This is a genomic window from Kitasatospora sp. NPDC028055 (assembly GCF_040637885.1).
GTDB lineage: Bacteria > Actinomycetota > Actinomycetes > Streptomycetales > Streptomycetaceae > Kitasatospora.
In genome coordinates this window covers 440,724-463,129 of sequence record NZ_JBEZXE010000002.1, presented here as the reverse complement: position 1 = coordinate 463,129, position 22,406 = coordinate 440,724, and the positions used below count along the sequence as shown (strand labels likewise).

Below are 22,406 nucleotides of genomic sequence, written 5' to 3'. Positions count from 1 at the left end.
CTGTCGTCGATGCCGAAAGGAGGTACCGCCGTGTCCGCCACCACCGCGCCGCTCCCGCGCACCCGCTCCTCGGGTGCCGACTTCCGACTGTTGCTGCCTGCCGTGTCGGCCTGGCTGGTCACGGCGGTGCTCCTGCCCGTGGAACCAGGGTTCGAGCCGTTGATCCTGCTGTCGGCCGGTGTCGTCGTGCTCGCGGCCGTCCTGCTGCTCGTCCGGCCGGGCCTGCTGCCCCGGCGCGGGGCAGCGGTGGCGCTGGCGGCCGTCCTGCTCACCGGTGCGGCGGCCGCGATCGCGACCCCGCTGCACACCGCCGACCTGCACCGGGGTCCGCTGCCGGAGCTCGCCCGCGCGGCCGAGCACGCGCCGCCGCGCGCTCCGGGCACACCCGCCACGGCGGTCGAGGCGGAGCTGACCGTCGCGGGGGACCCGAAGGTCCATACCTCCCGGGGCGGCACCACCGGCGGGCAGACCATCCTCACCGTCGAGGCCGTGGCCGACCGCGCGACCGTCCTCCCGGACGGCCGGGCCACCCGGACGCACACCCCGGTGACGGTCATGGTCCGCGGGCCGGAGAGCGACTCCTGGCTGCGGGTGCTGCCGTCCGAGCGGCTGGCCGTCGAGGCCGAGGTACGGCCGGCGGGAGAGGGCTACGACACCGAGTCGGCGGCGCTGCTGCTCGTCCACGGCCCGCCCCGGCAGCTCGCACCGCCGAGCCTGCCGCAGCGGATCGCCGGGCGGCTGCGCGAAGGCCTACGCACGGCCAGCGACGGGCTGCCGCCGGACGCGCGGGGGCTGCTCCCCGGGCTGGTCGTCGGCGACACCTCGCGACTGCCCGACGACCTGGTGGACGCCTTCCGTGCCACCGACCTGGTGCACCTGGTGGCCGTCAGCGGGGCCAACCTGGCGATCGTCCTCGGCGTGCTGCTGGGCGCACCGGCGCAGGCAGGCACAGCGGAGCGGCGCGGACTGGCCGCGCTGTCGGGGCTGTCGCTGCGCACCAGTGCCCTGGCCGGTACGGCGCTGACCCTGGCCTTCGTGACGGTCTGCCGTCCCGAACCCAGCGTGCTGCGGGCGGCGGGCACGGGACTGATCGGCATGCTGGCCCTGGCCACCGGCCGGCCCCGCCAGGCCGTACCGGCGCTCGCCGGGTCCGTCCTGGTCCTGGTGCTGCTGGACCCGTACCTGGCGCGTTCCTTCGGCTTCCTGCTGTCGGTGCTCGCCACCGCCGGGCTGCTCGTGCTGGGGCCGCACTGGGCCGAGTCCCTGCGGGCCCGGCGCTGGCCGCACCACCTGGCGGGCGCGCTGGCGGCCACGGCGGCGGCGCAGGCGCTGTGCGCGCCGGTGACGGTGGTGCTGTCCGGGCACATCAGCCTGGTCGCGGTGCCGTGCAACCTGCTGGCCGAGCTGGCGGTGGCCCCGGCGACGCTGCTCGGTTTCGGGGTGCTCGTGGTGCAGCCGTTCTTCCCGTCCCTGGCCCGGCTGCTGGCCGAGCCGGCCGGGGTGCCGGCGAGCTGGCTGGCCTTCGTCGGTCGGCGCGGGGCCGAGCTGCCCGGTGGGCAACTGTCCTGGCCCGGAGGCTGGTTCGGGGTGGTGACGGTCGCCCTGGCGACCTTGGCGGCCTGCTGGGCGGCGCCGCTGCTGCTGCCCCGTCGGGCGGAGCCCGGCCGTCGCGCGGGCGTCCGTCGCCGCTGGGCCCGGGCGTTGGTGACGGGTGTCCTGCTGGTGGTGCTGTTGGGGGTGCTGCTGCGCCCGCCGCAGCTGGCCCGGATCGCCACGGGCTGGCCGCCGCCAGGGTGGCGGCTGGCGATGTGCGATGTCGGGCAGGGAGACATGTTGGCCCTTGCGACCGGTGTGGCGGACAGCGCGGTGGTGATCGACACCGGGCCGGACCCGGACGCCGCCGACCGGTGCCTGCGTGAGCTGGGCATCACGACCGTGCCACTGCTGCTCCTGACCCACTTCCATGCGGACCATGTCGAGGGTGTGCCAGGGGTGTTGCGGGGGCGCCAGGTGGGTGCGGTCGAGGGCACGGTCCTGGACGACCCGCCGGGGGAAGCGGCCCGGGTGAGGGCCTGGGCGGCGGGGGCCGGCGTGCCACTGCTGCGCGCGGGCCGGGGTGAACGGCGCTCGGCCGGTGCGGAGTTGTCCTGGGAGGTGGTGTCGCCCGTTCCCGGGGCGGCCGTCGACGCGCCGGGTGCGAACAACGCGAGCGTGGCACTGCTGGTGTCGTCGGTCGGCGGTCTGCGGATGGCGCTGCTCGGCGACCTCGAACCACCCGCCCAGTCGGCCCTGTTGGGGCGCCTCGGAAGAGTGGACGTCCTGAAGGTCGCGCACCACGGCTCGGCCCACCAGGACTGGGACCTGACCGGTGCCCTGCGGCCCCGGCTCGCCCTGATCTCCTGCGGCGAGGGCAACCCGTACGGGCATCCGTCGCCCCGTACGGTCGATCACCTGCGTGCGTTGGGCGCCACGGTGCTGCGTACGGACCGGGTGGGGGACGTCGCCGTGACCGGCGACTCCCCGTCCACCCTCGCTGTCGCCGTCCACCCCCAGCCCGCCCACGGCACCCGTGCCGGGCATGCCGCCCCGGGGCACTCCACCCGTGGGCCCCGCGCCCCGCCCCCGTGACCCCGCTCTCCTTCTTCCCTCCACGAGGTGGGGTGGGCAGGGGGTAGGGGTGGGGGAGGTGGAGGGAGGAGGGTGGGAGGGGGGCGGGGGCGGGGGCCCCGGGGAAAGGGATTGCGGCGCGCTCCGGGCAGGCCCGGAGCGCGCCGCCGGGGCAATGCGCCGATGGGTGCGGGAAGTTGGGAAATGCGGCAAGGCCGCCCGCACGGGGAATCAGGACAGCATGTTGATCCGGTACTGCATGATCCGGTAGTTCGTCAGGTCGTACCACTGGCTGACGACGATGTGGAAGTTGCCGAACGTCGAGCCGGGGATGACGAAGCCGCCGTACGGGCTGGCCACGAAGTTGGCGGTCTCCTGCCCCGGAGCGCAGGGGAGGATCATGGCCTGTTCCAGGGTCCGGGTCAGGTCCGAGGTCGGGAGCGCGAAGACCATCGCCCTGATCGACAGTGGGTCCGTGTTCAGCCAGGTGAGGACGTACTTGCCGTCCATGGCGCGGAAGCACAGCTCGCCCCACTTGCGGGTGCCGAAGACCGTCGTCGGGGCGGGGGCGTTCCACTGCCAGTTGCCGTCGGTGTAGCCCCAGGGCTCGTAGGCGTCCGGGTTGCCGAGGCTCTCCTTCCGCACCCGGTGCAGCAGCATCCCCGACTCCACCTCACGGTTGAAGACCGTGGACAGCACGTAGCAGTAGCCGTCGTCGGCCACCGCGTACGTCTTCTGCTGGAACTGCCCGCCGTGCAGGTCGCCGGGCCACTGGCACAGGTACTCCCAGGTCTGCCCGTTGTCGGTGGAGCGCCAGAAGTCGGTGTGGTGGGTGTCGTAGATGACCCCGCGCATGAGGTGCATGTACATCACGCCGTCGACGACGAAGGCGTCGGAGGGGATCGCGGTCGTGTGCGCGGTGTCGCCGACCGGGGTGTGCGGCTCGTCGACGAGGCTGATGCCGTGGGCGCCCCGGACGACGCCGTCGATGCGCAGGTTGTCCAGGTCCGCGCTGCTGGAGCGCAGTCCGACGGGCGCGTTCCAATGCCCGGCGAAGACCTGGTCGCCGTCGAAGGTGTCGCCGCCGACGAAGAGCATGGTGCCGTCCGGGCATCGGACCGGGATGCCGAGGTCGGTCCACGCTGCGCCGAGCGCCCCGGTCTCGGCCGGGCCGCTGAGGTTCTTGAGCTTGGTCGCGATCGTCGGACTGGCCGGGTCGTACGGGCCGTTGGCGAGCGCGGCGGGCGCGCCGGAGCCGATGGCCCCGGCCCCCACGGCGACGCCGATGCCGATCCTGAGCAGTTGGCGGCGGGAGGGCCCGCCGGTCGTCTCGTCGTTTCCGCCCGCTGAGCGTGTCATGGTGTCGGTGGCCTTCCGGATCGACGGATCCCGCACCTTCGCCCGGATCGCGCACCCGAGCGGCGACGGGGCGCCATCGAGGCTATGGCGACGCATTGCTGTCCGGTCGGTGGGTGGACGGACCTTCACCCGAATTGGGTAGGGCCTGCGGAGGCCGGTGATGCGGGGTAGTCCGGGCACTGGTCGACCCAGCGGAGGTTCACGGACGAAGTCCTCCAGCGCGGCGAGTGCCGCGAGCGCGGCAGGTCCCTAGCGCGGGGCCGCCGCCATCGACGTACCGGTTCGGCCGGCCCGGAGCAGGGCGGGCAGTCCGGCGGTGTCGACGAGGTGGGCGCGGGAGGGGAGGACCCGTCGGAGCAGGGTGTCGTGGAGGTCGGGGTCCGGGTCGGCGACGCCGTCCGAGAGGACGTGCAGGCGGTAGTCGCGGTCGGCCGCGTCGAGGACGGTGGACAGGACCGCGCCGCCGGTGCTGAGGCCCGCGACGACCAGGGTGGTGATGCCGCGCCCGCGCAACTGCCGGTCGAGGTCGGTGGTGGACAGGGCGCCGTGGCGGGTCTTGCGTACCACGAGGTCGCCGTCGCGGGGGGTCAGGCGCTCGTGGACGGCGGTGGCCCGGTCCTGGTGGTGCAGCGCGCGGTGCCGCGCCAGTGCGGCGAAGGTCGCGTTGGCGACCGGGACGGCCGCCCAGTCGGCCTCGGTGACGCCGAGGCGCACCGAGGCGATGGTGCCGCCCGCCGCCCGGACGTCGGCGACGGCCCGCTCCAGGCGGGCGAGCAGGGCCTCGCGGGCTCCGGTGTCGGGCAGGGCGGCCAGGACCGCGGGTTGGCAGTCCAGGACGAGAAGGGCGGTGCTCATGGGGGTGGACTCCAGGCGGGGGCTGCGGTCGGACGGGCCTACGGCCGGACGGGGCTACGGTTTCCGGCGGCTTTCAGGAGCGGCTGGGGGACGGTTCCGGCTCGTGCGGCGAGGGCTGCTGGTCGCCTCGCGGGAGCAGCAGCGGGGTGGCCAGGATGAGCAGGCCCGCGACGGTGAGGGCGGTGCGTGGGCCGGTGGCATCGGCGAGCAGGCCGCCGAGCGCGGTGCAGACGGCGATGGCGGCCTGCTGGCCGATGGACCAGGCGGACAGGGTGCGGGCGAGGAGGTGCTTGGGCGTGCGTTCGAGCCGGTGGGTGGCGAGCACCGGGGTGTAGAGGCTCATGTTGATGATGATGGCGAGTTCGACGGCCATCACGGTGACCAGGCCGACGATGCCGGGGCGGACGAGGACCAGGCCGATCAGCCAGACGGAGCGCAGGGTGCCGACGGTCCGGAAGACCCGGCGGCGGCCGTAGCGGGTCACGACGCGCTGGGCGAGCCGGGAGCCGATGAGTCCGCCGAGACAGGGGGCGGCGAAAGCGAGGCCGTACTGCCAGGGCGGGAAGTGGAGTTGGCGCAGCATGAGGACGGCCAGCAGCGGTTCGGTGGCCATGATCAGCCCGGAGACGAGCAGGTTGTTGAGGTAGAGCGCTCGCAGGTCGGGGTCGCCGAGGATGTGCCGCCAGCCGTCGAGGACCGAGCCGGCCCGCCCCGGGTTCCGTCCGGCGGGCTGCGGGGCCTCCTCCCGGCCGCGGATGGCGCCGATGCCGAGGGCGGAGAGCAGGTAGCTGAGCCCGTCGGCGATCACGGTGGTGACCGGCCCGAACAGGCCGATGGCGGCTCCGCCCAGGGGCGGTCCGATCGCGATGGAGCTCCAGTTCGTGGATTCGAAGCGGGAGTTGGCCACCAGGAGGTCCTCGGGCCGGACCAGGGCCTTGAGGTGGGCGCCGGCGGCCGCGTTGAACGCGATCTTGGCCGCGGCGACGACGGCCGAGACCGCCAGCAGTTGGGCGAAGCCGAGGAGTCCGAGGGCGTAGGCGGCCGGGATCGTCGCCATGGCCGCGAACCGGACCAGGTCCATGGCGATCATCACCGGGCGTTTGCGCCGGAACTCCACCCAGGGCGCGAGCGGCAGCGCGATCAGCGCCCCCACGGCGGGGCCCACGGCGGACAGTGCGGACACCTGGGCGGGCCCGGCGTGCAGCACCAGTACGGCCAGCAGTGGCAGGGCGCCGAACCCCAGTCCGGACCCGTACGCACTGACCGCGTAGGCCGCCCACAGCCAGCCGAACCCCGGGCCGAGCCGTCTCCTGCCGAACCTGCCCGCCGCACCTGCCGTGCCCGCCGCGCCTGCCGTGCCCGTTGCGCCTGCCGCACCCGCTGCGCCCGCCGCACCTGCCGCGTCCCCCGTGCCCACCATGTCCGGCGCACTCCCTCGACATTCCGTTCGAACAAACCGACGTTGACCGGGGAGAGCTAACCGAGCGCCACAATCGCAGGTCAAACAACCGACCCACCCGCCGGGTACAACCGTCCGTTGTTCTCTAAGGTGGGCCGACGTGGACCTCGAAGCCGTACGCACCTTCGCCGCCGCCGCCGAGGCCGGCCAGTTCCAGAAGGCCGCCGTCGACCTGGCGGTCACCCAGCAGGCCGTCTCCAAACGCATCGCCGCCCTGGAGCGCGACCTCGGGGTGCGCCTGTTCACCCGCACCCCGCGCGGCGCCGAACTCACCATCGACGGACAGGCGTTCCTGCCCCACGCGCGCGAACTGCTGCGCGCCGCCGAGCGGGCCGTTGCCTCGGTGCGGACGGGCCGGCGGCCGCTGCGGGTCGACATCATCGCCTCGCGCGGCGCCGGGTCGGGTCTGATGCGCGACTTCCACCGGGCGCACCCCGGGATCGAGTTGGACGTGGTGATGCTGTTCGACGTGGCGGCGGCCGTCGCCGCGATCCGCTCGGGGGCGATCGACGCGTCCTTCCGCGCCGTCGCCGCGCCCGGGCGGCCCTTCCCGGAGGACATCGAGTCCGTCCGGGTGCTCGACGAGCCGTTGCAGTTGCTCACCGGTCCGGCGCACGCGCTGGCGGGCGCCCGCTCGGTGACCGTCGCCCAGCTGGTCGGCCACCGGATCTGGATGCCCGGCATCGCCCCCGGCACCGAGTGGGCCGCCTACTACGACGACCTGGTCGCCGAGTTCGGCCTCACCATCGAGGCGACCGGCCCCAACTTCGGCTCCGACGCGCTGCTGGACACCGTCGCCGACACCCCGGCCCTGGCCACCTTCATGAGCGAGCGCACCCGGCTGGTCTGGCCGGCCGGCCACGGTCTGCGCCGCATCCCGGTGACCGACCCGACACCGGTCTACCCGCACTCGCTGCTGTGGCACCGGGACAACCCCAACCCGGCGCTGGCCACCCTCCGGGCCCACCTCGCCGCCACGTCGCCCGCCCGGGACGCCCCCGGCACCTGGCGGCCGGACTGGGTGCTGCCGAACTGACCACCTCGGGGAACGCCGGGGGCGTCGGGGCCAGGCGTCGAGGACGGGTATCGGGGCCGGGCGACGGCCCGGTCAGGCTTCCTCGCGCCAGCCCTCGTAGGAGGCCGCGAGGGTGTCGAGGGCGTGCAGGAGGGCGGGGGTCCAGCCGTCGGACGGGGGGTCGAGCACGACGAGCCACTGGGCGTCCTCGGCGTCGTCCTCGCCGGCCAGCGCGTCGCGGACGATCTCCAGCTCGCCGAGGTCGGGGTGGGCGGCGGAGAGTTCCTCGGCGGCCTCGTCGGCGGTGTCGCGGTCGGGCAGGACGAGCAGCTGGCGGACGAACGGGTCGTCGACGTCCGGCAGGTCGGTGGAGTGGTTCTCGGTCACCGGACCATTCTCCAGGTCCGGCCGCGCACCCCCGCAGGGCGGTCGGCCTTCGCCGATCCCTGGTCCCGGACCCCCGTCCCCCTGGCCCGGCCCCTGGCCCCACCCCCCGGCCGTACGGGCCCCGGCCGTACGGGCGGGAGTGTCCGCCGCGCGTGGGATGCTGGTAGGCGATGGCCAGGAAGAGTGCACCCGACGACCTGCTCGCCCCGCTGACCCTCGCGGTCGGTCAGGAGGAGCTGCTGCTGGACCGCGCGGTCGCCCAGGTGGTGGCCGCGGCCAGGGCGGCGGACCCGGACACCGACGTGCGGGACCTCCCGCCCGGCGGGCTGCAGCCGGGCAGTCTGGCCGAGCTGACCACGCCCTCGCTGTTCGCCGAGCGCAAGGTGATCGTGGTGCGGGCCGCGCAGGACCTCTCCGCCGAGTCGGTGAAGGAGGTCAAGGCGTACATCGAGGCCCCGGCCGAGGAAGTGATCATGGTCCTGGTGCACGCCGGCGGGGCCAAGGGCAAGGGCCTGCTGGACGCCGGGCGCAAGGCGGGCGGGCGCGAGGTGGCCTGCGCCAAGCTGGCCAAGGCGGGCGAGCGGCTGGCCTTCGTCAAGGGCGAGTTCCGTACGCTGGGCCGCTCCGCGACCCAGGAGGCCTGCCAGGCGCTGCTGGACGCGCTCGGCAGCGACCTGCGCGAGCTCGCCGCCGCGTGCAGCCAGTTGACCTCGGACGTCGAGGGCACGATCGACGAGACGGTGGTGGCCCGCTACTACAGCGGACGGGCCGAGGCGACCGGGTTCGAGGTGGCCGACCTGGCGGTCACCGGCCGGGCGGCCGAGGCGCTGGAGCGGCTGCGCTGGGCGCTGGCCGTCGGCCAGCCGCCGACCGGCATCACCTACGCGCTGGCCTCCGGCGTGCGCAGCATCGGTCGGCTGGCGACGACCGGGCGGAACATGCGTCCGGCCGATCTGGCCCGCGAGTTGGGCATGCCGCCGTGGAAGGTGGACCGGGTCCGCCAGCAGATGCGCGGGTGGACGGGCGATGCGGTGGCCACGGCGCTCACCGCGATCGCCCAGGCCGACGCGGCGGTCAAGGGCGGCTCGGCCGACCCGGCCTTCGCCCTGGAGCGGGCGGTGGTGGCCGTCGCCAAGGCCGCCCGGGCCGGCTCCCGCCCCGCGTACTGACCGCGGCGGCGGCGCGGCGGCGAGCCTACGGGGGCGGCGAGACGGCGAGACGGCGGAGGCGGCGGACCGCTACTTGCGCATGGCCCGTACGGCGTTGTCGGCGTCGGTCTGCAGGTCGTTGCGGAGCTCGGTCATGGACGGCGGGTTGGACTTCCCCTGGGTGTAACTGGCGTTGTAGCTGATGTAGTAGGTCATCCCGCCGTCGCGGATCTGCACCTCGGCGAACAGGCTGTGGTACGAGCCCGTGCCGCCGTCGTCCTTGTAGATGAAGTACGCGTCCTCGCCGATCCCCTGGATGTCGGTGATCTGGTAGCCCCGGGCCCGGTAGAGCTCCTTGCCGGACGCCTGCTCGGGCGCCGGGTTGACGGCCTTGTGCAGGTCGGCGCGGATGTACACGCTGGCGTACTCGCTGTCGCTGCCGCCGCCGGTCCGCTTGAGCGACATGGAGCAGTTCATGCTGTCCAGGGCGGCGGTCCGGTCGGTGTGGTGGGACGGCGAACTGCTGTCCGTGGTGACGGTGTAGCTCTCCAGCAGCCGGGAGGGCTTCGCGGTGGCGCAGAAGTCGTCGGAGAGGTGGTAGTTGCCGAGGCTGCGCGGTGAGGAGTCGTTGCTGACCAGGTCCGGGACGACCGCCACGGCGGCAGCCCAGCCGGCCGAGGCGAGGACCGCGCCGACGAAGGCCCAGACGGCGTTGCGGCGCAGCCCGCCGCCCTTGGGCGGCGCGGCGGGCAGCCCGGGCGCGGTCGGCAGCCCGGGCGGCGGCCCGAAGGCGCCGGCCCCCGGCCCACCCGGCCCACCAGGCCCACCCGAGCCCGGTACGGGCGCCGCAGCCGCCTGCTGCGGAAAGCCGTAGCCGGGCCCGTTCGGGCCGGCACCCTGGCCCGGCGACGGCGACGGCGGTGGCGGTGGCGTCGACATGGAAGTTCCCCCCTCGGGACTGGCGCCGTGGGTGCTCCCCGCACCCCCGGTCGCGCCTGACCGACCCTAGTGGCCGGGACGCGGAACGCGACAGGCGCCGCAGTCGGCCTCGGGGAGAGGCTGACTGCGGCGCCTGCCGTACAGCTCATGTGCACCGCACCCGCGTGGCGAACGCAGGCCGCGTGCGGTGCGAGTCTCGCACGCCTCGGGGTTCCGGGTAGAGGGCCGGGTCGCCCTGAGGCGGTGGGGGCCGGAGCCCCCGGGGGCGTCAGGCCTGGGCGGCGGTGTTGACGCGCTTGGTGATGGCCGACTTCTTGTTGGCGGCCTGGTTGGCGTGGATGACGCCCTTGCTCACGGCCTTGTCGAGCGCCTTGGAGGCGGCACGGGCCAGCACGGTGGCCTTCTCGGTCTCACCGGCGGCAGCGGCCTCGCGGGCCTTGCGCAGAGCGGTCTTCAGCGAGGACTTGACGGCCTTGTTGCGCAGGCGCGCCTTCTCGTTGGTCTTGTTGCGCTTGATCTGGGACTTGATGTTCGCCACGAAGGAGCCTCAGTCTTGTGAATGGTTACTGGGGGTCCCCCCGGCCGGAGGCTGGGGGAGGGTTGCACCCCGCGGCCGTCGGACCAGCTGAGAGGGCATGCCGAGGCCAGGTGCAGCTGACCACGCTACCAGGGGCCCGCCGCCCGCCCCAAACCGGCGGCCGGCCCGCAGCCGCCCCGGGGCGGCGGGCCCGCGGGCGGGTCAGGCGCTCAGCACCGGCTCCCCGTAGTGCTCGACCTCCGGGAACGGCCGGTAGAAGTGGTGCAGCAGCTCCCGCCACCGCGCGTACTCGGCCGAGCCGCGGAAGCCCTCGGTGTGGTCGGCGAGGGTCTCCCACTCCACCTGCAGCAGGAAGCGCGAGCCACGCCCCTCGTCCAGGCAGCGGCGCAGCTCCAGGGAGCGGAAGCCGCGTTGGACGGCGATCAGCGGGCGGGCCTCGGCGAAGGCGGCGAGGAACTCGTCCTCCCGGCCGGGCAGGACGTCGAGCAGGGCGCTTTCCAGGATCATGAACAGCCATCCTGCCGCCTCACGGGCGTGCGGCGGAAGGCTGCGAGGTGCCCGAACGGCGTCCCGGCCCGTAGTCGTGGGAGGATGGGAGGAACTATTTCGATCGGACGAGACCGTCCGGTCCCCGGGATAGCCGGTCAGCGATGATCCGGACACCCCCGGCCCCGGACCAACGGAGAATCGGACCAAGGTGCCCGCGACCCCCAGCAATGTGCCAGAGCCCAGCCGTACCGACCCGGCGCTGATCCGCAACTTCTGCATCATCGCCCACATCGACCACGGCAAGTCGACGCTCGCAGACCGGATGCTGCAGATCACCGGCGTCGTCGACCCCCGGCAGATGCGCGCCCAGTACCTCGACCGCATGGACATCGAGCGCGAGCGCGGCATCACCATCAAGTCGCAGGCGGTCCGCCTCCCGTGGGCCCCGAAGACCGGGCCGGACGCCGGGACGACCCACATCCTCAACATGATCGACACCCCCGGCCACGTGGACTTCACGTACGAGGTGTCCCGCTCCCTCGCGGCCTGCGAGGGCACCATCCTGGTGGTCGACGCGGCCCAGGGCATCGAGGCGCAGACCCTCGCCAACCTGTACCTGGCGCTGGAGAACGACCTCACGATCGTCCCGGTCCTCAACAAGATCGACCTGCCGGCCGCCCAGCCGGAGAAGTACGCCGCCGAGATCGCCCACATCATCGGCTGCGACCCCTCCGACGTGCTCCAGGTCAGCGCCAAGACCGGTCTCGGCGTCGAGGACCTGCTGGACCACATCGTCAACACCATCCCGGCCCCGGTCGGCGTCAAGGACGCCCCGGCCCGCGCGATGATCTTCGACTCGGTGTACGACTCCTACCGCGGCGTGGTCACCTACGTCCGTGTCGTGGACGGCCAGCTCACCAAGCGCGAGCGCATCCAGATGATGTCCACCGGCGCCACCCACGAGCTGCTGGAGATCGGCGTCATCTCGCCCGAGCCGAAGGTCGCCGACGGCCTCGGCGTCGGCGAGGTGGGCTACATCATCACCGGCGTGAAGGACGTCCGGCAGTCCAAGGTCGGTGACACGATCACCTCGATGCACAAGGGCGCCACCGAGCCGCTCGGCGGCTACAAGGACCCGCGCCCGATGGTGTTCTCCGGCCTGTACCCGCTGGACGGCTCGGACTACCCGCTGCTGCGTGACGCGCTGGACAAGCTGCGCCTCAACGACGCCGCCCTGGTGTACGAGCCGGAGACCTCGGTCGCGCTCGGCTTCGGCTACCGCTGCGGCTTCCTCGGCCTGCTGCACCTGGAGATCATCCGGGAGCGCCTGGAGCGCGAGTTCAACCTCGACCTGATCTCCACCGCCCCGAACGTGGTCTACCGGGTGGTGATGGAGGACGGCAGCGAGCACACCGTCACCAACCCGAGCGAGTTCCCGACCGGCAAGATCTCCGAGGTCTTCGAGCCGGTCGTGCGCGGCACCATCCTGGCGCCGAACGAGTTCGTCGGCGCGATCATGGAGCTCTGCCAGTCCCGCCGCGGCAGCCTCCAGGGCATGGACTACCTCTCCGAGGACCGGGTCGAGCTGCGCTACACCCTGCCGCTCGCGGAGATCGTCTTCGACTTCTTCGACCAGTTGAAGTCCAAGACCCGTGGCTACGCCTCGCTCGACTACGAGCCCATCGGCGAGCAGGCCGCCCAGCTGGTGAAGGTCGACATCCTGCTGCACGGCGACGCGGTGGACGCGTTCTCCGCGATCGTGCACAAGGACAAGGCCTACGGCTACGGCGTGATGATGGCCGGCAAGCTGCAGAAGCTCATCCCCCGCCAGCAGTTCGAGGTGCCGATCCAGGCCGCCATCGGCTCCCGGGTGATCGCCCGCGAGACGGTCCGCGCGATCCGCAAGGACGTCCTCGCCAAGTGCTACGGCGGTGACATCTCCCGCAAGCGGAAGCTGCTGGAGAAGCAGAAGGAAGGCAAGAAGCGGATGAAGATGGTCGGCAGTGTGGAGGTCCCGCAGGAGGCCTTCATCGCCGCGCTGTCCACCGACGCCGAGACGCCGAAGGACAAGAAGTAGGCGTAGCGGGAAGCGGTACCAGGAGGGCCCGGGCAGCAGCCCGGGCCCTCCGGCGTTTCCAAGAGGCCCTCGCCGTCGGCTGCTCGAGCCCACGGGGCGGGGTGGGCGCCGACGTGCGCGGAGCCGGGACGGAGGGTTCCGTCCCGGCTCCGCGGGTGGCGACGGGTCAGTCCACCTCGGCCACGGCCTCCGCGAACTGGGCCTGGTAGAGCCGGGCGTAGGCGCCGTCGGCGGCGATCAGCTCGTCGTGCGAGCCCTGCTCCACGATGGAGCCGTTCTCCATCACCAGGATCACGTCGGCGTCCCGGATGGTGGAGAGCCGGTGGGCGATGACGAAGCTGGTACGGCCGGTGCGCAGCCGGGCCATGGCCCGCTGGATGAGCACCTCGGTGCGGGTGTCGACGGAGCTGGTGGCCTCGTCGAGGACCAGGATGGACGGCTGGGCGAGGAAGGCCCGGGCGATGGTGATCAGCTGCTTCTCGCCCGCGCTGACGCCGGTGCCCTCGTCGTCGATGACGGTGTCGTAGCCGTCCGGGAGGGTGCGGACGAAGCGGTCGACGTGGGCGGCCCTGGCGGCCTCGACGACCTGTTCGCGGGTGGCGGAGCCGGCGCCGTAGGCGATGTTGTCGGCGATGGTGCCGCCGAACAGCCAGGTGTCCTGGAGGACCATGCCGATGCCGGAGCGCAGGTCCTCGCGGGACATCGCGGCGATGTCGACGCCGTCGAGGGTGATGCGTCCGGAGCTGACCTCGTAGAACCGCATCAGCAGGTTGACCAGGGTGGTCTTGCCGGCGCCGGTGGGGCCGACGATGGCGACGGTCTGGCCGGGTTCGACCTTGAGCGAGAGGTCGTCGATGAGCGGCTTGTCGGGGTCGTAGCGGAAGGACACGTCCTGGAAGGCGACCCGGCCGTGGACGGTGTCGGGCTTCTCGGGCATGGCCGGTTCGGGGCTCTGCTCGGGGGCGTCGAGCAGTTCGAAGACGCGCTCGGCGGAGGCGACCCCGGACTGCACCAGGTTGGCCATGCTGGCGACCTGGGTGAGCGGCTGGCTGAACTGCCGGGAGTACTGGATGAAGGCCTGGACGTCGCCGATGGACAGCGCGCCGCTGGCCACCCGCAGGCCGCCGACCACGGCGACCAGCACGTACTGCAGGTTGCCGATCAGCATCATCGCGGGCTGGATGATCCCGGAGATGAACTGGGCGCGGAAGCTGGCGTGGAACAGCGCGTCGTTGTGCTCGCGGAAGGTCTCGGCGGACTCGCGGTGCCGGCCGAACGCCTTGACCAGGTTGTGGCCGGTGTACATCTCCTCGATGTGGGCGTTGAGTTGGCCGGTGGACTTCCACTGCTGGACGAACTGCGGCTGGGCCCGCTTGCCGACCTTGGCGGCGACGACCACCGAGAGCGGTACGGAGACCAGGGCGATCGCGGCGAGGACGGGGGAGATCCAGAACATCATCGCGAGCACACCGACCACGGTGAGCAGCGAGTTGACGATCTGTCCCATGGTCTGCTGCATCGACTGGCCGATGTTGTCGATGTCGTTGGTGACCCGGCTGAGCACCTCGCCGCGCGGCTGCTTGTCGAAGTAGCTGAGCGGCAGCCGGGCGAGCTTGGCCTCGACGTCCTGGCGCAGCCGGTAGCTGGCGGACTGGATCGCCCGGGTGGCCAGCCGGCCCTGGACGATGCCGAAGAGGGCGGAGGCGACGTAGATGCCGAGCACCCAGAGCAGGACGGAGCCGATGGCGCCGAAGTCCATGCCCTGGCCGGGGGTGAAGTCCACGGCGGAGAGCAGGTCGGCGATGCCGCCGTCGCCGTGGGCGCGCAGTCCGGCGATGACCTCGGCCTTGGAGGTGCCGGCCGGGAAGCGGGCGCCGATGACGCCGGCGAAGATCAGGTCGGTGGCGTCGCCGAGGATCTTCGGGCCGGTGACGGCGCAGCCGATGCCGAGCACGCCGAGCAGCAGGACGCCGATCAGGATGGTGCGTTCGGGGCGCAGCAGGCCGAGCACGCGTTTGCCGGAGCCCTTGAAGTCCATGGACTTCTCGGTGCCCTGGCCGCCCATGAAGCGGCCCGGTCCGGCCGGTCCGCGGCGGGCGGCGGCGGCCTGGGAGTCGCTGGGGAGCCGGTCGTCGGGCTGTCCGGCGCCCGGTCCGGCGGGGGTCCCGGCCGGCTGCCCGGCCGGCTTTCCGGCGGGCTTTCCTGGGCTGGTCACGCCGCCTCCTGCTCGGTGAGCTGGGAGAGCACGATCTCCCGGTACGTCGGGTTGTCGGCCATCAGTTCGTGGTGGGTGCCGCTGCCGACGACGGCGCCCTCGTCGAGGACGATGATCCGGTCGGCGTCGCGGATGGTGGAGACGCGCTGGGCGACGATCAGGACGGTGGCGTTCGAGGTCTCGCGGGCGAGGGCCTTGCGCAGCCTGGCGTCGGTGGCGTAGTCGAGCGCGGAGAAGGAGTCGTCGAAGAGGTAGACGTCGGGCCGCCGGACGAGTGCCCGGGCGATGGCCAGGCGCTGGCGCTGGCCGCCGGAGACGTTGCTGCCGCCCTGGGCGATGGGGGCGTCCAGGCCTTCGGGCAGCTTCTCGACGAAGTCCTTGGCCTGGGCGATCTCCAGGGCGTGCCAGAGTTCCTCGTCGGTGGCGTCGGGACGGCCGTAGCGGAGGTTGCTGGCGACGGTGCCGGAGAAGAGGTAGGGCTTCTGCGGGACGATGCCGACGCTGTCGGCGATCGTGTCGGCGGAGAGTTCGCGCACGTCGGTGCCGTCGAGCAGGACCTGTCCGGAGGTGGCGTCGAAGAGCCGGGGGACGAGGCCGAGCAGGGTGGACTTGCCGGCGCCGGTGGAGCCGATGATGGCGGTGGTCTCGCCGGGGCGGGCGGTGAGGTCGATGCCGCGCAGCACCGGGGCCTCGGCGCCGGGGTAGCGGAAGGCGACGTCGCGCAGTTCGAGGTGGCCGCGGCGCAGCAGCTCGGTGACCGGGGCGGCGGGCGGGACGACGCTGGAGGCGGTGGAGAGGACCTCCTGGACGCGTTCGGCGCAGACCTCGGCGCGCGGCACCATCATGAACATGAAGGTGGCCATCATGACGCTCATCAGGATCTGCATCAGGTAGGAGAGGAAGGCGGTGAGTCCGCCGATCTCCATGCCGCCGCTGTCGATGCGGTGGGCGCCGAACCAGAGCACCGCGACGCTGGAGACGTTGACGACCAGCATCACGGCGGGGAACATCACGGACATCAGCCGGCCGACCTGCCGGGCGACCTGGGTGAGGTCCTCGTTGGCGTCGGCGAAGCGCTGCTGCTCGTGGCCGTCCTTGACGAAGGCGCGGATGACCCGGATGCCGGTGATCTGCTCGCGCAGCACCCGGTTCACGGTGTCGATCTTCACCTGCATGCTGCGGAACTTCGGCCGCAGGGCGCGCACCAGCAGGACGACGACGACGCCGAGCGCGGGGATGACGGCGAGCAGCAGGCCGGACAGCGGGACGTCCTGGTTGAGCGCCATGATGATGCCGCCGACGCACATGATCGGTGCGGCGACCATCAGGGTGAAGCTCATCAGGGCCAGCATCTGGACCTGCTGGACGTCGTTGGTGGTGCGGGTGATCAGCGACGGGGCGCCGAACTGGCCGACCTCGCGGGCGGAGAAGCTCTGCACCCGGTCGAAGACGGCGGCCCGCAGGTCGCGGCCGAAGGCCATCGCGGTGCGGGCGCCGTAGTAGACGGCGCCGATGGAGCAGAGCGCCTGGAGCAGGGTGACGCCGATCATCACGGCGCCCAGGCGCAGGATGTAGCCGGTGTCGCCCTTGACCACGCCCTTGTCGATGATGTCGGCGTTGAGTGTGGGCAGGTAGAGCGCCGCGAGGGTGGACACCAGCTGGAGGGCCACCAGCAGGGTGATCGGTCGGGAGTATGGGCGCAGGTACGCCCGGAGCAGTCTGATCAGCACTGGCACACTCTTGTCGTCGCCGGTCGGGTTCGCACCCCAATTCTCGTCGTTCTGTAGCGTCGTACAGACGATTCGGGGGCCGTCCGGCGGAGGTTTGCCGGGCCTTTGCCTTCGGGGCCCGGTTCGCGCCCCCGGTGGGACCGGCACCGGCGCTTCGGGGGCGTGCCAGCTGGGGCCGCCCCCTTACGGAATGACCGGTTTCCCCCTAGGCTGCTGACTACGCCCTTGTTACTGACCGGTACCGACCACGTTAACCGGGGCCCGGCGGCCGCCCCCACGGACGCCGCGACAATCCCTCAGACGGCCACCCGCCCCCGGAGGTCCTCGTTGAGTTCCGCGCAGTCCCTGATCGACTCCGGCAGTGCCGACATCGTCGCCGGGCGTCCCGCCTCCGTCGCCCACCTGTTCCTGGAGCGGGTCGCCCTGACCCCGAACGCCGAGGCCTACCGCTACCCGGCCTCGGTCGACGAGCACGCCGCGGACGGCGCGCCGGGCGCCGAGCAGTGGCGCTCGCTCACCTGGGCGCAGACCGCCGTCCGGGTCAAGGCGGTGGCCGCCGGCCTGATGGCGCTCGGCATCCAGTCGGAGGACCGGGTCGCGCTGGCCTCCTCCACCCGGGTCGAGTGGATCCTCGCCGACCTGGGCGCCATGTGCGCGGGCGCCGCCATCACCACCGTCTACCCGAGCACCAACGCCGACGAGACGGCCTTCATCCTCTCCAACTCCGGCTCCCGGGCCATGTTCGCCGAGAACGCCGACCAGCTGGCCAAGGCCGTCGAGCACATCGACGAGCTGCCCGAGCTGCGCACCGTGATCCTCTTCGACGCCCCCGCCGGGGAATCCGGGCCGGAGGCGCTCCCGACGGCCGGGCTGGACCTGATCACCCTGGCCGAGCTGGAACGGCGCGGCGCCGAGTACCTGGAGCAGCACCCGGACGCGGTCGAGAAGGCCGTGGCCGGGCTCGACAAGGAGCAGCTGGCCACCCTCATCTACACCTCCGGCACCACTGGCCGCCCCAAGGGCGTGCGCCTGGTGCACGACTGCTGGGCCTACGAGGGCCGGGCCCAGGAGGCCAGCGGCCTGCTCGGCCCCGACGACGTGCAGTTCATGTGGCTGCCGCTGTCGCACGTCTTCGGCAAGACGCTGATCTCCGGCCAGATCGCCACCGGCCACGTGATGGCCGTGGACGGCCGGGTCGACCGGATCATCCACAACCTGCCGGTCATCCGGCCGACCACCATGGCCTCGGCGCCCCGCATCTTCGAGAAGGTCTACAACGGCATCGCCGGGCGGGCCCGGGCCGAGGGCGGCGCCAAGTACAAGATCTTCCTGTGGGCCGCCAAGGTCGCCCGCGAGTACGCCCGGGCGGTCCAGGAGAGCCGGGTCGCCACCGGCGTCGAGAGCGCCCCGCTGGGCCTGCGGCTGCAGCACGCGCTGGCCGACAAGCTGGTGTACGCGAAGATCCGGGCCGCCTTCGGCGGCCGGCTGCGCGGCGCGGTCTCCGGCAGCGCGGCCCTGGCCCCCGAGATCGGCTACTTCTTCCTCGGCGCCGGGGTGCCGATCCTGGAGGGCTACGGACTGAGCGAGACCAGCGCCGGCTCCTGCGTCAACCGCAAGGAGGACGTCCGGATCGGCACGGTCGGCCGCCCGCTGCCCGGCACCGAGGTGCGGATCGCCGAGGACGGCGAGATCCTGCTGCGCGGCCCCGGCGTGATGCGCGGCTACCACAACCTGCCGGAGAAGACCGCCGAGGTGCTGGAGCCGGACGGCTGGTTCCACACCGAGGACATCGGCGAGCTCAGCCCCGACGGCTTCCTGCGGATCACCGACCGCAAGAAGGACCTGTTCAAGACCTCCGGCGGCAAGTACGTGGCGCCCAGCGAGGTCGAGGGCAAGTTCAAGGCGGTCTGCCCGTTCGTCAGCAACATCCTGGTGATCGGCAACGGCCGCAACTACTGCACCGCGCTGATCGGCCTGGACGAGGCGGTGCTGATGCCGTGGGCCGCCGAGCGCGGCCTGGCCGGCAGGAGCTACGCCGAGCTGACCGCCGACCCGGCCGTGCACCAGCTGATCGAGGGCTTCGTCAAGCGGGTCAACGCCGACCTCCAGCGCTGGCAGACGATCAAGAAGTTCCACCTGCTGCCGCGCGACCTCGACATCGAGCACGGCGAGCTCACCCCGAGCCTCAAGATCAAGCGCCCGGTGGTCGAGCGGACCTACGCCGACGCGGTGGCCGCCATGTACGCGGGCGCCAACGAGGCCTGAGCCACCCCCCTCCCGTACGGCTCACGAGTTCGGGTGAGTCGTACGGGACAATGGGGTCATGCCCTCCGCACTCCCCGACGGCGAACCGGTGCCGTCCGACGGTTCCCTGCCCGCGCACGCCCTCACCGGGCTGGGCGACCGGCCGTTCGGCTTCTACCTGCACGTCCCGTACTGCGCCAGCCGCTGCGGCTACTGCGACTTCAACACCTACACCGCCACCGAGCTGCGCTCCTCCGGGGCCGTCGCCTCCCAGGAGACCTACGCGGACAACGTGGTCGCCGAGATCCGGCTGGCCCGTCGCGTCCTCGGGGACGTCGACCTCCCGGTGCAGACCGTCTTCCTCGGCGGCGGCACCCCGACCCTGCTGCCCGCCCGCGACCTGGTGAAGATGCTGGCCGCGCTGCGTGAGGAGTTCGGGCTCGCCCCGGGCGCCGAGGTCACCACCGAGGCCAACCCCGAGTCCGTCGACCCGGCGTACCTGGCCGAGCTGCGCGAGGGCGGCTACAACCGGATCTCCTTCGGCATGCAGAGCGCCCGCCCGCACGTCCTGCGGCTGCTCGACCGCCACCACACCCCCGGCCGCCCCGAGGCCTGCGTGGCCGAGGCCCGCGCGGCCGGCTTCGACCACGTCAACCTCGACCTGATCTACGGCACCCCCGGCGAGTCCGACGACGACTGGCGGGCCTCCCTGGACGCCGCGATCGGCGCCGGGCCCGACCACGTCTCCGCGTACTCCCTGATCGTCGAGGACGGCACCAAGCTGGCCGCCCGGGTCAAGCGCGGCGAACTGCCGATGATCGACGACGACGTGCACGCCGACCGCTACCTCATCGCCGAACAGGCGCTCAGCGCGGCCGGCTACTCCTGGTACGAGGTCTCCAACTGGGCCACCACCCCCGAGGGGCGCTGCCGCCACAACGAGCTCTACTGGACCGGCGCCGACTGGTGGGGGGCCGGCCCCGGCGCCCACAGCCACGTCGGCGGCGTCCGCTGGTGGAACGCCAAGCACCCCGCCGCCTACGCCCAGGCCCTCGCCGAGGGCCGCACCCCGGCCCTGGGCCGCGAGGTGCTGTCGGAGGAGGACCGCCGGGTCGAGCGCATCCTGCTGGAACTGCGCCTGGCCGACGGCATCCCCCTCGACCTCCTCGCCGAGGCGGGCCGCCGGGCCGCCGCCAAGGCCCTCGCCGACGGCCTCCTCGCCGAGACGGCCTACGAGCAGGGCCGCGCCGCCCTGACCCTCCAGGGACGGCTCCTGGCGGACGCCGTCGTGCGTGACCTGGTGGACTGACCGGGGACCTATCGTGTTCGCGTGACTACTTCAAGTACGCGGGTGCAGAGGGTCCTTGAGCGGCTCGAAATCCCGGAAGGTGTTCGTGTCGAGATCATCTTCGGGGAGATCCTGCTGTCTCCGAGCTCCGACCTGGCGACCAACCTCATCGTCGCGTCCCTGCTCGACCAGATCCCCTACGGGAAATGGCATGGCTTGACGAAGCAGAGCCTCTCCTTCCCGGGTGACGCCGGTGAGCCGCAACCGGACCTGGTTGTGTTCGAGCGCGGGCCCGTTGAGGAGTTGCCCGCAGCCGCGGTCACTCTGGTGGTCGAAGTGGTCACGAAGCCCAGCGCGCTCCGTGACCACCGAACCAAGCGGGAGCTCTATGCCCAGGGTGGGATTCCCGCGTATCTGATCGTTGACCCGCTCAAGGCCGTCTGTGTGCTGCTGACCGAGCCGACCCGGGCGAGTGTCTCCGGACTGCCGGACTACACGGTGATGCGGACCGTCGAGTTCGGCGAGCCCATTCCGGTGGATCTGCTGGACGTCACGCTCGACACCTCGGAGTTCCAGGCCTACTCCTGACCCGGCAGGGCGGTGAAGTCGATCAACTCCTCGACCTTGGCCAGCAGTTCGGGCTCCAGGTCCTTGTAGGAATTGACCTTCGACAGGATGTGCTTCCAAGCGGCCGGGGTGTCCACCGGCCAGCCGAGGCGGCGGCAGGTGCCCTCCTTCCAGTCCTCGCCGCGGGGGACGGCGGGCCAGGCGGGGATGCCGACGCTGGACGGCTTCACGGCCTGCCAGATGTCGATGTAGGGGTGGCCGACGACCAGCACCGACTCGCCGGTGACCTGGGCGGCGATGCGGTGCTCCTTCGTCCCCGGGAGCAGGTGGTCGACCAGGACGCCGAGGCGGCGGCCGGGGCCGGGGGCGAAGTCGCCGACGATCGCCGGGAGGTCGTCGATGCCTTGGAGGTACTCGACGACGACGCCCTCGATGCGCAGGTCGTCGCCCCAGACCCGCTCGACCAGTTCGGCGTCGTGCCGGCCCTCGACGTAGATCCGGGACTCGCGGGCGACCCGGGCCCGGGCACCGGGCACGGCGATCGAGCCGGAGGCGGTGCGGGCGGGGGTGCGCGGCGCGGCCGGGGCGGCCGGGCGCACCAGGGTGACCACCCTGCCCTCCAGCAGGAAGCCGCGCGGCACCAGCGGGAAGACCCGGTGCTTGCCGAAGCGGTCCTCCAGGGTGACGGTGAACCCCTCCGCGGTCCGCTCGCAGCGCACCACCGCCCCGCAGTAGCCGGTGGCCGCCTCCTCGACCACCAGGTCCCGCTCGGCCGGCACCTCGGGTGCGGGCTGCTGCTTCTTCCACGGCGGGGTGAGGTCCGGTCCGTACTGGTGGCTGTGCATGGGGCGATTTTACGGACGGGGTGTCAGAGACCCGGCGCGCCCCAGACCGGGAACCAGCGGCTGAGGTCCTTCTCCAGCCGCAGGTCGTTCCCCAGCATCGCGTTCACCTGGAGCTCCAGCGGGCTGTTGCGCCGCTCGCCGCCGCCGGGCATCGGGGCGAAGGGGTAGAAGGTGCCGCGCTTGTAGAGGTAGACCAGGGCCAGCGACTGGCCCTCGGCGTTGCGGAAGACGACCAGGGAGCAGAGCAGCTGCGGGCCGAAGCCGTTCGCCTCCAGTTCGCTGTTGACCGCGTGCAGGTCGTTGACCAGCTCCGGGAGTTCCTCGGGGGTGTGCCGGGTGAGCAGCCAGGAGTAGCCGTAGCCGTCCTTGGAGGCCTCCACCGGGACGCCGCCGCGCTCGGTGTCCGCGTCCAGCAGGGCCCGGACCTGCTGCTCCACCTGGACGAAGGCGGCGCCCTCGACGGCCGCGAAGCAGACCGAGCCGAGCCCGGTGGGGAGGAACCCGGCCCCGGCCTCCAGGGTGAGCGCGGCGGACGGCAGGCCGAACAGCTGGTCGAGGTCGGGCTTGACGGGCTTGGTGCGGCCGAACAGGGCGTCCAGGAATCCCACGGCGGTCCTCTCGGGCGGGGCAGGGCGGGGCGGGTC

At 72.5% G+C, this 22,406-nt stretch carries 18 protein-coding genes; 7 read left to right on the top strand and 11 right to left on the bottom strand.

The features are described from left to right. Positions 1 to 30: 30 nt before the first annotated feature. Entirely contained in the window at positions 31 to 2,628 is a 2,598-nt protein-coding gene (locus tag AB0F71_RS05995; RefSeq protein WP_360228826.1) for a ComEC/Rec2 family competence protein, read from the top strand. A gap of 210 nt (positions 2,629 to 2,838) precedes the next feature. Here AB0F71_RS05995 and AB0F71_RS05990 read toward each other — a convergent pair whose 3' ends face one another. From AB0F71_RS05990 to AB0F71_RS05980, 3 genes are all read right to left on the bottom strand, one after another. After that, positions 2,839 to 3,966, bottom strand: coding sequence for a DUF4185 domain-containing protein (locus AB0F71_RS05990; protein ID WP_360228823.1), 1,128 nt, complete (start codon positions 3,964 to 3,966; stop codon positions 2,839 to 2,841). A 249-nt stretch (positions 3,967 to 4,215) separates the two neighbouring features. Further along, positions 4,216 to 4,821, bottom strand: a complete 606-nt coding sequence (locus tag AB0F71_RS05985) for a cysteine hydrolase (protein ID WP_360228820.1) — start codon at positions 4,819 to 4,821, stop codon at positions 4,216 to 4,218. A 73-nt stretch (positions 4,822 to 4,894) separates the two neighbouring features. Continuing rightward, entirely contained in the window at positions 4,895 to 6,103 is a 1,209-nt protein-coding gene (locus AB0F71_RS05980) for an MFS transporter (protein WP_360228985.1), read from the bottom strand. Between the two features lie 277 nt (positions 6,104 to 6,380). Between AB0F71_RS05980 and AB0F71_RS05975 the strand changes: the two genes are divergently transcribed. Further along, positions 6,381 to 7,316 (top strand): LysR family transcriptional regulator, encoded by a 936-nt coding sequence (locus tag AB0F71_RS05975; RefSeq protein WP_360228817.1) that lies wholly within the window; start codon positions 6,381 to 6,383, stop codon positions 7,314 to 7,316. A gap of 72 nt (positions 7,317 to 7,388) precedes the next feature. On the opposite strand, the gene AB0F71_RS05970 is transcribed toward AB0F71_RS05975, so the two are convergent. Further along, complete coding sequence (locus AB0F71_RS05970) at positions 7,389 to 7,682, bottom strand: hypothetical protein (protein ID WP_360228814.1); 294 nt, start codon at positions 7,680 to 7,682, stop codon at positions 7,389 to 7,391. A 170-nt stretch (positions 7,683 to 7,852) separates the two neighbouring features. Here AB0F71_RS05970 and holA point away from each other — a divergent pair, with 170 nt between their 5' ends. Next, entirely contained in the window at positions 7,853 to 8,851 is a 999-nt protein-coding gene (gene holA / locus AB0F71_RS05965; protein WP_360228811.1) for a DNA polymerase III subunit delta, read from the top strand. Positions 8,852 to 8,920: 69 nt separating this feature from the next. On the opposite strand, the gene AB0F71_RS05960 is transcribed toward holA, so the two are convergent. The 3 genes from AB0F71_RS05960 to AB0F71_RS05950 all read right to left on the bottom strand — a co-directional run bounded on the left by AB0F71_RS05960 (position 8,921) and on the right by AB0F71_RS05950 (position 10,814). Continuing rightward, entirely contained in the window at positions 8,921 to 9,769 is an 849-nt protein-coding gene (locus AB0F71_RS05960; protein ID WP_360228808.1) for a hypothetical protein, read from the bottom strand. Between the two features lie 268 nt (positions 9,770 to 10,037). Then, a complete protein-coding gene (gene rpsT, locus AB0F71_RS05955) occupies positions 10,038 to 10,307 on the bottom strand; it encodes a 30S ribosomal protein S20 (protein WP_063347533.1) in 270 nt (89 codons plus the stop codon). 201 nt (positions 10,308 to 10,508) lie between these two features. Further along, entirely contained in the window at positions 10,509 to 10,814 is a 306-nt protein-coding gene (locus AB0F71_RS05950; protein ID WP_360228805.1) for an antibiotic biosynthesis monooxygenase, read from the bottom strand. A 190-nt stretch (positions 10,815 to 11,004) separates the two neighbouring features. On the opposite strand from AB0F71_RS05950, the gene lepA reads away from it, so the two are divergent. Beyond that, complete coding sequence (lepA, locus tag AB0F71_RS05945; protein WP_360228802.1) at positions 11,005 to 12,873, top strand: translation elongation factor 4; 1,869 nt, start codon at positions 11,005 to 11,007, stop codon at positions 12,871 to 12,873. A gap of 166 nt (positions 12,874 to 13,039) precedes the next feature. Here lepA and AB0F71_RS05940 read toward each other — a convergent pair whose 3' ends face one another. Together AB0F71_RS05940 and AB0F71_RS05935 are read right to left on the bottom strand one after the other, a co-directional pair. Continuing rightward, positions 13,040 to 14,938 (bottom strand): ABC transporter ATP-binding protein, encoded by a 1,899-nt coding sequence (locus AB0F71_RS05940; protein ID WP_360228982.1) that lies wholly within the window; start codon positions 14,936 to 14,938, stop codon positions 13,040 to 13,042. Between the two features lie 146 nt (positions 14,939 to 15,084). Then, positions 15,085 to 16,818: an ABC transporter ATP-binding protein gene (locus AB0F71_RS05935; protein ID WP_360228799.1), complete on the bottom strand. Its 1,734-nt coding sequence runs from the start codon at positions 16,816 to 16,818 to the stop codon at positions 15,085 to 15,087. Between the two features lie 327 nt (positions 16,819 to 17,145). Between AB0F71_RS05935 and AB0F71_RS05930 the strand changes: the two genes are divergently transcribed. Genes AB0F71_RS05930 through AB0F71_RS05920 form a run of 3 tightly spaced genes read left to right on the top strand, consistent with a single transcriptional unit; the run spans position 17,146 to position 20,938 of the window. Continuing rightward, entirely contained in the window at positions 17,146 to 19,083 is a 1,938-nt protein-coding gene (locus tag AB0F71_RS05930) for a long-chain fatty acid--CoA ligase (RefSeq protein ID WP_360228796.1), read from the top strand. A gap of 58 nt (positions 19,084 to 19,141) precedes the next feature. Beyond that, complete coding sequence (hemW, locus tag AB0F71_RS05925; RefSeq protein ID WP_360228793.1) at positions 19,142 to 20,371, top strand: radical SAM family heme chaperone HemW; 1,230 nt, start codon at positions 19,142 to 19,144, stop codon at positions 20,369 to 20,371. A 21-nt stretch (positions 20,372 to 20,392) separates the two neighbouring features. Further along, positions 20,393 to 20,938 carry a Uma2 family endonuclease gene (locus AB0F71_RS05920; RefSeq protein WP_360228790.1) on the top strand — a complete coding sequence of 182 codons (546 nt, stop codon included), beginning with the start codon at positions 20,393 to 20,395 and terminating at the stop codon, positions 20,936 to 20,938. On the opposite strand, the gene AB0F71_RS05915 is transcribed toward AB0F71_RS05920, so the two are convergent. Both AB0F71_RS05915 and AB0F71_RS05910 read right to left on the bottom strand, forming a co-directional pair. Next, positions 20,929 to 21,762 (bottom strand): DUF3097 domain-containing protein, encoded by an 834-nt coding sequence (locus AB0F71_RS05915; protein WP_360228787.1) that lies wholly within the window; start codon positions 21,760 to 21,762, stop codon positions 20,929 to 20,931. The two genes, AB0F71_RS05920 and AB0F71_RS05915, sit on opposite strands and share 10 nt — an antisense overlap. A 23-nt stretch (positions 21,763 to 21,785) precedes the next feature. Beyond that, positions 21,786 to 22,370, bottom strand: a complete 585-nt coding sequence (locus AB0F71_RS05910; protein WP_360228784.1) for a hypothetical protein — start codon at positions 22,368 to 22,370, stop codon at positions 21,786 to 21,788. Positions 22,371 to 22,406 lie beyond the last annotated feature (36 nt).